Origin of the sequence: Lutibacter litoralis, from assembly GCF_014646675.1 — a bacterium.
GTDB lineage: Bacteria > Bacteroidota > Bacteroidia > Flavobacteriales > Flavobacteriaceae > Lutibacter > Lutibacter litoralis.
The window spans coordinates 78,319-90,766 of sequence record NZ_BMNS01000007.1; the positions used below are offsets into that span (position 1 = coordinate 78,319).

The 12,448-nt window shown below is 31.3% G+C and carries 6 protein-coding genes and 1 pseudogene; all 7 read left to right on the forward strand.

Going from position 1 to position 12,448, the window contains the following annotated elements; translation table 11 throughout:
* Positions 1–106 precede the first annotated feature (106 nt).
* The 7 genes and pseudogenes from IEW75_RS11930 to IEW75_RS16015 all read left to right on the forward strand — a co-directional run bounded on the left by IEW75_RS11930 (position 107) and on the right by IEW75_RS16015 (position 12,446).
* A complete protein-coding gene (locus tag IEW75_RS11930) occupies positions 107–682 on the forward strand; it encodes a DUF6973 domain-containing protein (protein ID WP_229714449.1) in 576 nt (191 codons plus the stop codon).
* A gap of 156 nt (positions 683–838) precedes the next feature.
* Positions 839–1,605 (forward strand): annotated as a pseudogene (gene queG / locus IEW75_RS11935) (tRNA epoxyqueuosine(34) reductase QueG).
* Positions 1,606–1,741: 136 nt separating this feature from the next.
* Complete coding sequence (locus IEW75_RS11940) at positions 1,742–4,045, forward strand: NADP-dependent malic enzyme (protein WP_134248999.1); 2,304 nt, start codon at positions 1,742–1,744, stop codon at positions 4,043–4,045.
* A 14-nt stretch (positions 4,046–4,059) separates the two neighbouring features.
* Entirely contained in the window at positions 4,060–4,644 is a 585-nt protein-coding gene (gene ruvA, locus IEW75_RS11945; RefSeq protein ID WP_134248998.1) for a Holliday junction branch migration protein RuvA, read from the forward strand.
* A 3-nt stretch (positions 4,645–4,647) separates the two neighbouring features.
* A complete protein-coding gene (sov, locus tag IEW75_RS11950; RefSeq protein ID WP_229714450.1) occupies positions 4,648–11,682 on the forward strand; it encodes a T9SS outer membrane translocon Sov/SprA in 7,035 nt (2,344 codons plus the stop codon).
* Between the two features lie 31 nt (positions 11,683–11,713).
* Positions 11,714–12,094: a glycine cleavage system protein GcvH gene (gcvH, locus tag IEW75_RS11955; protein ID WP_134248997.1), complete on the forward strand. Its 381-nt coding sequence runs from the start codon at positions 11,714–11,716 to the stop codon at positions 12,092–12,094.
* Entirely contained in the window at positions 12,084–12,446 is a 363-nt protein-coding gene (locus IEW75_RS16015; protein ID WP_134248996.1) for a VanZ family protein, read from the forward strand. Before gcvH ends, IEW75_RS16015 begins: the two co-directional genes overlap by 11 nt.
* The last annotated feature ends 2 nt before the right edge of the window (positions 12,447–12,448 follow it).

Below are 12,448 nucleotides of genomic sequence, written 5' to 3' on the forward strand. Positions count from 1 at the left end.
TGTAAGAAGAGGTTATAAAACGAAAAAATCTAATCTCAACAATTTAATTTATATGAAGTGTTTTAAAATTAAATTACTGGTTGTATTTGTTTTTTTGAGTTTGAAATTGCAAGCACAATCAAACTGGGAATTATTTAAAAGTCAATCTGGCCCACTTAAAATGTGGGCTTTATTGTATCCGTTAAAAGCAAAAAAGGCATTCGAAATTTCTAATGAGGTAATTAAAGTATCGGATTCTATAGCAACTACTAATTTATTAGATAAAGATAAAGCAGGCGGGCAAGTTGATGCGTTTAGACATGCATATTGGATGGCAATTTTACAAATAGAAATTGGGAAAAAAGCAACATTCTCTTTGGGTAAATCTTATGAAAGAGCAAATTATAAATCCTTTAAAGAAGGAGATTTAGAAGATGGTATTACTTCTGATCTTGTATCAAAAGAAATGGATATGTTCAACAATAAAATGGGGTTGAAATACACATTTAAAGGAGATAAACGTTCTAAAAAAGGACTTATTTATAAAATTGTAAATGCTATTAAAAGGGGTGATCTAAAAGTTATAAAAAAAGATAGTTTAGGGAATTATTTAACTTGTGATGGGGCTATAATTTTAGAAGAAGATTTAAAAAAATGGAAAAACAATAAGTGTTTGATTGCTTCAAAAAAGGTAAATTTTTAATTGAAAAATCTCAAAACATATTCAAAATTAATAAAGCAAGAATCAAAACGATTGGGTTTTGAAAGTTGCGGTATCTCAAAAGCAACTTTTTTAGAAGAAGAAGCAAACAATCTAGAACAATGGCTTAAAGAAGGATTTCACGGTAAAATGCATTACATGGAAAATTATTTTGACCAGCGTTTGGATCCGCGTTTATTGGTTGAAGACGCAAAATCTGTAATAAGTCTATCCTTTAATTATTTTCCAGAAAAACTTCAAAAAAAGATACTTATAAAATTGCAAAATATGCTTTTGGAAAAGATTATCATTATGTTTTAAAATCCAAGCTTAAAGAACTTATTTTATTTATTCAAAACCAAATTGGAGAAATTAACGGTAGAGCTTTTGTAGATTCTGCACCTGTGTTGGAACGTGCTTGGGCTCAGAACAGCGGCTTGGGTTGGAGAGGAAAACATTCATTGCTAATTCAAAAAAATAAAGGCTCCTTTTTCTTTTTAGCAGAATTAATTTTAGATATAAAATTGGAGTACGATCACCCTTTTAAAACCGATCATTGCGGTACTTGCACAAAATGTATAGATGCCTGTCCAACGGAGGCAATTTTGCCCAATAACTCAATAAATGGAAGCAAATGTATTTCCTATTTCACTATTGAATTAAAAGGTGAAATTTCAAATTCATTAAAAGGGAAATTTGAAGATTGGATGTTTGGTTGCGATATTTGTCAAGATGTTTGTCCTTGGAACCGCTTTTCAACACCACATTCCGAAGAAAGATTTAATCCACATCCTGATTTATTAGAAATGACTAAAAATGATTGGGAGGAAATTACTGAAACAGTCTTTAAAAAAGTATTTAAAAAATCGGCAGTGAAACGTGCTAAATTTTCGGGTCTAACTCGAAATATTTCATTTATAAAATAAATATTTTTAAATAATTCATTCTTAATTATGCATATTACGTAACAATCATTGCGTTTTTGCACTATATATTGTAAATAAAGTGCGTTTGTGTAATTAATTATTAAATTTGTCCATTCATACTTAAAACATGAACTTTATGAGCGATTCAAGAAAAAGAAGAGAGGCTTTATTATACCATGCAAAACCTACTCCAGGAAAAATTCAAGTAGTTCCTACAAAAAAATATGCAACACAAAAAGATTTGTCTTTAGCCTATTCCCCGGGAGTTGCAGAGCCTTGTTTAGAAATTGAAAAGGATCCTGAAAATGCTTATAAATACACTTCAAAAGGTAATTTAGTTGCTGTTATTTCGAATGGAACGGCAGTGTTAGGATTAGGAGATATTGGTGCTCTTGCAGGAAAGCCAGTAATGGAAGGAAAGGGACTGCTTTTTAAAATATTTGCGGATATTGATGTCTTTGATATTGAGGTTGATACAAAGGATGTAGATAAATTTATTGAAACAGTAAAGAATATTGCACCAACTTTTGGAGGAATTAATTTAGAAGATATTAAAGCACCAGAAGCTTTTGAAATAGAAAGAAGGTTAAAAGAAGAATTGGATATTCCAGTTATGCATGATGACCAACACGGAACAGCAATAATTTCTGCAGCAGCATTAAAAAATGCTATAGAATTAACCGGAAAAGACATTTCTAAAGTTTCTATTGTTATAAATGGGGCGGGAGCTGCAGCAGTTTCATGTACACGTTTGTATTTAGCTTTAGGTGCCAAAAGTGAAAATTTGGTAATGTGTGATAGTAAAGGTGTAATTAGAAAAGATATTGAAAATTTATCGCCTCAGAAAGCACAATTTGCAACAGACAGAGATATTTATACTCTTGAAGAAGCTGTGAAAAATGCCGATGTTTTTATTGGCTTATCCATTGCCGATGTTTTTACCCCAAAAATGCTATTAAGTATGGCATCAGATCCAATAGTTTTTGCAATGGCAAATCCAAACCCAGAAATTGAATACGATTTGGCCGTAAAAACAAGAAAAGATGTAATTATGGCAACAGGTCGTTCAGACCATCCAAATCAGGTAAATAATGTACTTGGTTTTCCTTTTATTTTTAGAGGAGCTTTAGATGTTAGAGCAACAAAAATTAATGAAGAAATGAAAATGGCAGCGGTACATGCGTTGGCTAATTTGGCAAAAGAATCTGTTCCAGAGCAAGTAAATATAACCTATGGAGAGGTAAATATTCAATATGGTAGAGAATATATTATTCCAAAACCTTTTGATGCACGATTAATAACAGAAGTACCTCCGGCAGTTGCAAAAGCTGCAATGAAATCAGGTGTTGCTAAAGAACCAATAAAAGACTGGGATGCTTATAAAGAAGCTTTGGCGGAAAGATTAGGTACTGGTAGTAAATTAATGAGAATGATTACCGAACGCGCAAAAGCAAATCCTAAAAGTGTTGTTTTTGCAGAAGCTGATCATTTAGATGTTTTAAAAGCTGCACAAATTGTGTATGATGATGGCATTGGAAATCCAATTTTATTGGGAAATAAGGTTATTATTAAAGAATTGATGGATGAATTAAACTTTGAAGCCGATGTTCCTATAATTGATCCAAAATCTGATGAAGAAAAAGAACGAAGAAATAGGTTTGCAAAAATTTACTGGGAAAAACACCAACGTAATGGGATAACATTATTAGATGCACAGAAATGGATGCGTGAGCGTAATTATTTTGCAGCCATGATGGTGAATGAAGGGGAAGCAGATTCATTGGTTACAGGATATTCTAGAAGCTATCCCAGTGTTGCAAAACCTATGATTGAGCTTATTGGAATGGCAAAAGGTGTTTGTAGAGTGGCCGCAACAAACATTATGATGACAGATAGAGGTCCTATGTTTTTTTCTGATACAGCATTTAATATTAATCCAACAGAACAAGAGCTAGTTCAAATAGCTAGAATGACTGATAGAGTTATGAAAATATTTGGATTAGACCCTCATTTTGCTGTTTTATCATATTCTAATTTTGGTTCTACAGATTTAAAATCTGCCAATAAAGTTTCAAAAGCAGTTGCACTTTTGCACGAGCATTTTCCAGAAATTAATATTGATGGTGAAATCCAGGCAGATTTTGCACTTACAGGAACAATGAGAGATGAAAAATTTCCTTTTTCTAAGATTTATAAGAAAAAAGTAAATGGACTTATATTTCCTGATTTAAATTCTGCAAATATTAGTTACAAGCTTTTAAAATCATTAAATAATATTGATTCTATTGGTCCAATTGTTATGGGATTAAAAAAACCAGCACATATTTTACAATTAGGATGTAGTGTAGATGAAATTGTTAATATGGTTTGTGTAGCTATTGTAGATGCACAAGAAAATGCTAAGAATAATACAGATTATTTTACTACATTTGGCTGTTAATAGTCTTAAATGTAATGATCACACATATTAAAGGAAAATTAATAGAAAAGAGCCCTACTTATGTTGTTGTTGAATCAGCAGCTGGAATAGGGTATTTGTTACATATTTCACTAAACACCTATTCAAGAATTACCAATGATGAATCGGTGTTTTTATTTACACATTTATCAATAAAAGAAGATGCTCATACATTATTTGGATTTGTTGATAAAATTGAACGTGAAATTTTTAGATTGTTAATTTCAGTTTCAGGTGTCGGGCCAAGTATTGCAAGAACAATGTTATCTTCAATGACTACTGATGAAATTCAGCACGCCATTGCTTCAGAAAATGTTGGTGTAATTCAATCAGTAAAAGGAATTGGTGCTAAAACAGCCCAAAGAGTACTGATAGATTTGAAAGATAAGATTCTAAAAACGTATGCTATTGATGAAGTTTCTGTCTCTAAAAGCAATACCAATAAAAATGAAGCGTTATCTGCTTTAGAAGTCTTAGGATTTGTTAAAAAACAAGCAGAAAAAGCAATTGATAAAATTTTATTGGAAGATAACACCTTAAGTGTTGAAGCTTTAATTAAAAAAGCGCTTAAAAATTTGTAAGATTTGAAGAAGACTACTTTAATATTTAAAGCATATATTTTAATCATTTTATTGTTGTTTTTTAAAACAACAATAAATGCGCAAACACCACCTGTGGCAAAAGCAGGAGATACGTTAAAGGTTGAAAAGAGTGCAGATTCAATTAAATTAAAGTATCCGTTTAATAGTAAACAAGAAGGTGGTTTATTTTTATCGGACCCTGCAAAATCTGAAATCATTTATGATACCGAGTTAGGAAAATATATTATTGTTGAGAAAATTGGGGATTATTATATAAAACGTCCCGTTTATATGTCTCAAGAAGAATATAAAAAGTACAAACTTAAAAAGGACATGTTAGGCTACTATAAAAATAAAATTAGTGCCACAAATAGTAAAAAATTAGGAAGCGAAGCAGCTCAAAAGAATTTATTGCCTACGTATTATGTAGAATCAGATTTTTTTCAATCCATTTTTGGAGGAAATACCATAGAAGTTAATCCAACAGGAGATGTTACTATTAAAATGGGAGCTTTGTATCAAAAAGTTGACAATCCTCAATTATCCGAACGTAATAGAAGTAGTTTTACCTTCGATTTTGATCAACAAATAAGTGCCAGTATTCAAGCAAAGGTTGGTACACGTTTAAAAGTTGGAGCACAATACGATACGCAAGCTTCTTTCAATTTTCAAAATCAAATAAAACTGGAATACACACCAACGGAAGACGATATTCTTCAAAAAATTGAAGTTGGAAATGTTAGTATGCCATTAAAAAATTCTTTAATTGTTGGAGCACAAAGTTTGTTTGGTGTTAAAACCCAATTACAATTTGGGCGTACAACAGTAACTGGAGTTTTTGCAGAACAAAAATCACAAACTAGATCTGTTGCAGCGCAAGGAGGTTCAACAATTCAAGAGTTTGAGTTACAAGCAACCGATTACGATGAAAACAGACACTTTTTTCTTTCACAATATTTTAGAGATAATTATAACATAGCTTTAAAAGATTATCCATTAATCAATAGCCCTGTAAACATTACTAAAGTTGAAGTTTGGGTAACCAACAGAAATGCTACAACAGAAGATATTAGAAATATTGTTGCTTTATCGGATATTGGTGAAAGCGATCCAACAAATATTGGACCTGCAAATGTAACTCCAAATCCGGGTTTTCAATACCCTTCAAACGATGCAAATAATATTGTTTCAATTTTGGATGACACCAACCCAGTTAGAAAAATTTCTACTGTAGGTAATGGTTTAGCGCCTTTTGTAATGCAACAAGGTAGAGATTATTCAGTATTAGAAAATGCGATAAAATTACGGCCAGACGAGTTTAAAGTACACCCACAATTAGGTTTTATTTCGTTAAATAGAAGACTTGCAGATTCAGATGTATTAGCAGTATCTTTTGAATTTACAGTTAGTGGAGATTCTAAAGTATATAAAGTTGGTGAATTTACAAGTGATGGTATTATCGCTCCAGATAATATTGTAGTAAAATTACTGCGTAGCGAAATTATTAGCACCCAAATTCCAATGTGGGATTTAATGATGAAAAACGTGTATTCGCTACAAACTTATAGAATGCAACAAGATGGTTTTAGGTTAGAACTTTTATATGCAGATGATGCAACAGGAGTTCCAATTAATGTGTTGCAGAATGCACAAACTCCAAACATTTCAGATAGAACCTTATTAAATTTATTAGATATTGATAGGTTAGATCAAAGTCAGTTTTATGTACCAGAAGGAGACGGTTATTTTGATTATGTAGAGGGGGCAACAGTAAATTCTGAAAAAGGGTTTATTATTTTTCCAAAGGTTGAGCCTTTTGGAAAAGATTTAAAATCGAAATTGACAAATATTGCTGATGAAAAATATATTTTTAATGAATTGTATGAAATAACACAATCTGAAGCTAGAAATAATTTTCAAGAAAAAGATAAATACTTACTTAAAGGGTATCATAAATCTGAAAGTGCAAATGGAATTCCTTTAGGTGCTTTTAATGTACCACAAGGATCTGTAAGAGTTACAACTGGAGGAAGAGAATTAGTTGAAGGTGTAGATTATGTTGTAGATTACCAAATGGGTCGCGTGCAAATTGTAAACCCTAGTTTAGAAGCTTCAAATGCACCAATTAATGTATCTGTTGAAAATAATGCAGCATTTAATTTACAAACCAAACGTTTTTTTGGGGTTGATATTGAACATAAATTTTCTGATAAGTTTATTGCCGGTGCTACTTTTTTAAATTTAAATGAAAAACCAATTACTCAAAAAGCGTTATTTGGACAAGAGCCAATAAACAATACAATTTTTGGATTGAATGCAAATTTTGGAACAGAAGTTCCTTTTTTAACAAAATTGGCAAACAAATTACCAAATATAGATACCGAGTATGAGTCCAACTTTTCTATTAGAGGAGATTTTGCCTATTTAAGACCAGGTTCACCAAAAAGAATCGAATTAGAAGGCGAAGCAACATCGTATGTAGATGATTTTGAAGGCTCTCAAATTCCTTTAGAAATTAAATCCATTCAACAATGGCATATGGCAAGTACGCCACAATATCAAACCCAATTTGACTTAGGTGGTAACGCTACTGATATTACATATGGTTATAAAAGAGCAAAACTATCATGGTATATTATAGATCCACTTTTTTATGGTGGTTCAACGTTAAAACCAGGAAACATAGATAATAACGAGCTGTCTAGAGCAGAAGTTAGAAGAATTAGATATGAAGAGTTATTTCCTGAGCAAGATTTAGATTTAACACAGTCTACAATTGTTAGAACCCTAGATTTAGCCTATTTCCCAAATGAAAGAGGAAGTTATAATTACGATACGAATAATGTTGGAGGAGATGGTAAATTTACAAATCCAGAAGAGCGTTGGGGCGGAATTACAAGAGCATTAACAACTACTAATTTTGAACAATCTAACGTAGAATATATCCAATTTTGGATGATGGATCCTTATGATCATTATTCAATTACGAATGCAGAAGGCTTGCCGGCTGGAATTAATCCAAACGACCCTACAAATCAAGTAGGAGAATTATATTTTAACCTTGGAAATATTTCTGAAGATGTTTTAAAAGATGGTAGAAAAATGTACGAAAACGGATTGCCAGAAGATCCATTAAGTACAAATAATACCGATGAAACTATATGGGGTAAAATTCCAACAAATCAATCTTTATTATATGCATTTAGTGATAATGATAACGAACGTTTAAATCAAGATATTGGATTTGATGGTTTAAATGATCAAGAAGAGATAGCGAAATTTGGCACAAGCTTTGGGCTTGACCCATCAAATGATAATTATAGTTATTTTAGAAGTTCAGAGTATGATAACTCTGATGCTTCCATAATTACACGTTATAAAAAGTATAATAATACACAAGGAAACTCACCAACTAATAATTTATCAACTGAAAATTATCCAACTTCTGCAACAACGTATCCAGATACAGAAGATATAGATAAAGATCAAACAATGAATTCTGTTGAAAGTTATTACCAATATAAAGTATCATTAAATAAAAGTGATTTAGTTGTTGGGCAAAATAATATTGTAGATGAGAAAATTGTAAATGTAGCATTAGAAGACGGAAGTCAAAAACAATTTAGATGGTTGCAATTTAGAATCCAAGTTGGTACACCAGATGAAGTTATAAATGATATTACAGGTTTTAATTCCATTCGCTTTATGCGAATGTTTTTAACCAAATTTAAAATGCCAATAGTATTGCGTTTTGGAGAATTGCAATTGGTTAGAGGAGATTGGAGACGTTATACAAAAACATTGGATGAAAATATTGTTCCGCCTCAAAATTTAACCAATAACGAATTACAGAATTTTGAAGTTGGGGTTGTTAATATTCAAGAAAATGAAGATCGAAGACCAACTCCTTACGTGTTACCTCCTGGAATAAAAAGAGAAATTTTAAGAGGAAGTACAACGTTACAAAAGCAAAATGAACAATCTTTATCACTTAAAGTTACCGACTTAGAATCTGATGATTCCAGAGCAATCTTTAAAAATGTTCGCGTAGATTTAAGAATGTATAAACATTTAAAATTGTTTTTACATGCAGAAGGTGTGCAAACTAGACCACAAGTTCAAAATGATGAGTTAAAAGCAATAATTAGATTAGGAAGCGATTTAAACGATAATTATTATCAAATAGAAAAACTATTAACCATTTCAGACTATGGAGTTTCTTCGGCAATAGATGTATGGCCTGAAGAAAATAATTTAGATGCTTTTTTAGAAGATTTAGGTAAATTAAAATTGTTGAGGTTTGAAGAAGGTATTGCTCCAAATATTGTATACCCAGCTGTTGGAATGCCTTCTCCAATTGAAGGATTAGAAGGGTATGAAATTAGAGTAAAGGGAAATCCAAATCTATCAAACATTAAAACCATAATGTTGGGTGTTAAAAACGTTTCTAACGCTAGCCAAAGTGCCGAAGTTTGGTTTAATGAAATGCGTGTTGCAGAATTTGATAATGATGGAGGTTGGGCTGCAGTTGTAAGTGCAGATGCGAACATTGCAGATTTTGCAGATGTAGCGGTTACAGGACGTATGGAAACTAAGGGTTTTGGTGGAATTGAACAACGTGTAAACGAACGTAGCCAAGAAGATACAAAACTTTATGACCTTGTAACAAATGTTAATGTTGGTAAGTTGTTGCCTAAAAATTGGGGCGTTTCACTACCATTAAGCTATAGTGTTTCCGAAGAAGTAAAAGATCCAAAATACGACTCACAGTACCAAGATGTTTTATTTGAAGACACCAATTTAGAAAACAGTCCAAATAGAGAAAGTAGTCAGGATTATACAAAACGGAGAAGTATTAGTTTAATAAATGTTAGAAAAGAATTTAATCCAAATTCTGAGCGTAAACAACGTTTTTACAATGTGGAAAATTTATCTGTTTCTTATGCTTATAACGAAACCTACCATAGAGATTATAATGTCCAAAAATTTGTTGACCAAAATGTAAGGGCCTCAGCTAATTATAATTATAGTTTTGAACCAAAAAGTATTGAGCCTTTTAAAAATTGGGCAGGATTAAATAGTAAATACTTTAAGTTTATAAAAGATTTAAATGTTAACTTAATTCCTTCAACAATTTCGGTAAATTCAAATATTTTTAGAACATATAACGAGCAGTTATCAAGAAGTTTAATAGAAGGGTTACCGCAACTTCCAACGTTAAAACAACGTCATTTTATGTTCGATTGGGATTATACCATAGGCTATAATTTAACTAAATCCATACAATTTAATTTTAGAGCAGCTAATAATTATTTGTACGATGATTTTGATGCAGTAGATGAGATTCAAATATTCGATAATTTCTTTTCAGTAGGAAGGCCGGATCATTACCATCAAACATTAAATGGAACCTATAAACTCCCGATTAATAAATTACCATTGTTAGATTTTATTAATGCAGATTATACATATGCAGCGGATTTTGATTGGCAGGCTTCCTCACAATCTTATATAAATAAAGTTGGTAATGTAATTCAAAATACAAATACACATTCTTTGGGAATAGATGTAGATTTTAATAAATTTTATAAAAATATTGGACTCACAAAATTATTCAATAAAAAGAAATCAACTACTAATAATGTATCTACTAGTGTTGCTGCAAATAGAAATAGTAAAAAGAAGAAGTCTTCAGGAGAAACTATAAAACAAGGGATTCACAATTTGTTAACGGCTGTTAAAAAGGCTCGTTTTAACTATTCGGAAAATAATGGTACTTACTTACCAGGTTATATTCCAGAAGTAGGGTTCTTAGGTCAAGATAATTTTAACGGTGGTGTAGCTCCATCTCTTGGTTTTGTATTTGGAAGTCAAATAGATATTCGTGAACGTGCATTGGAAAACGGCTGGTTGTTGTCCAGAAGTGAAACAGATCCATACTATAATAAAACGTACAGTGTAACACATATGAATAAGTTTGATGCTACTATTACAGTAGAACCATTTCGAGATTTTGATATTGAATTACGAGGGAATAAAACCTATACGAAAAACACTTCTCAGCAATTAGATGTTGTAGATAATGTTTTAACAGATTCACCAATATCACAAGTTGGTAATTTTATGATTAGTCATAATATGTTAAAAACAGCCTTTTCAAATAGCGATGAAAATTTTGAAGAATTTAAAGCAAATAGACTTATTATAGCGCAAAGATTGGTACAAGCATCAGGAGCATCAATAGATGGTTTTGGAGCTACAAGTCAGCAAGTCTCACTGCCTGCCTTTTTAGCTGCATATTCAGGTAAAGATGCCTCGAAAATAGATTTAAATGCTTTTAGAGATGTGCCAATACCAAGTTGGAACATAAATTATAAAGGATTAATGAAAATGAAATGGTTTAAAGAAACCTTTAGAAGTTTTTCACTTTCACATAGTTACGATTCTAGATATTCAATATTAAGTTTTAGTAATAACTTGGAATACAATGCTCAAGATCCTTATGCAGAAACAGATATTGTCGGGAATTATTTTAACAAAACGTTATTTACAAATGTAGATTTAATTGAAGAATTTAGCCCCTTGTTAAAAGTAGATATGAAAATGAAAAATTCAATTTCATTTACTGGAAGAGTGGATAAGGATAGAAGGTTAACCTTAAACTTTAATAATAATACCATTACCCAAATGAAAGGGATGGAGTATGTGATTGGAATGGGCTATAGGTTTAAAGATTTAGCAATGAAATTTAGATTTGGAGGGAAATTAACCAAGTTAAAAGGAGATTTAGATTTAAGAGCAGATTTATCTTTAAGAGATAATAAAACAGTAATTAGAGCAATTGATGAAGATAATAATCAAGTAACAGGAGGTCAACGTTTATTATCGTTTAAGTTTTTTGCAGACTATGCAATTAATAAAAACTTAACAGCTTCGTTTTACTTCGATCAAAGTTCTTCGAAATATGCAATTTCAACAACATTCCCAAGACAATCAGTTAGTTCAGGGTTAAGCGTTAGATATGTACTAGGAAATTAATAAATTATCAATAATAAAAATAAAATTAAAAATGAGTATTCCAGCAGAATTAAAATACACAAAAGACCACGAATGGGTCAGAGTAGAAGGCGAAGTAGCAACCATTGGTATCACGCATTTTGCGCAAGGCGAACTAGGAGACATTGTTTATGTAGATGTAGATACTTTAGATGAAACAATCGAAAAAGACGAAGTTTTTGGTTCAGTTGAGGCCGTAAAAACAGTTTCAGACTTACTAATGCCAATTACAGGTGAAGTAACTGAATTTAATGAGACTTTAGAGGACGAACCAGAAAAAGTAAACACAGATCCTTATGGAGATGGTTGGATGATAAAAATTACTATTTCAGATGCCTCTCAGCTAGAAGAATTATTATCGGCAGAAGATTATACAGCATTAATTGGAGGATAAACTTTTTCTATTTTTAGCAATTTTTATAACAATAATTATTGGGTGGGGTAGTCTAATTACAATTGGTAATACTGTTTCGTCTAATATAAATGTTTCAGATAAAGCAATCCATTTAACGGCCTATCTAATAGTAACATTATGTTGGTTAATTGCATATAAGAATAAACTTAAGATTCTGAAAATCAATGCTTACATAGTTTTTTTGATATTTTTTTATGGCATAATTATTGAAGTGTTACAAGCAACTTTTACAACTAATAGACAATTTGAAATTAAAGACATAGTAGCAAATACTATTGGAATTGCACTTGGGTTTACAGTTTTTAGGGTACTTACACAAAAAAACTTTTGAAA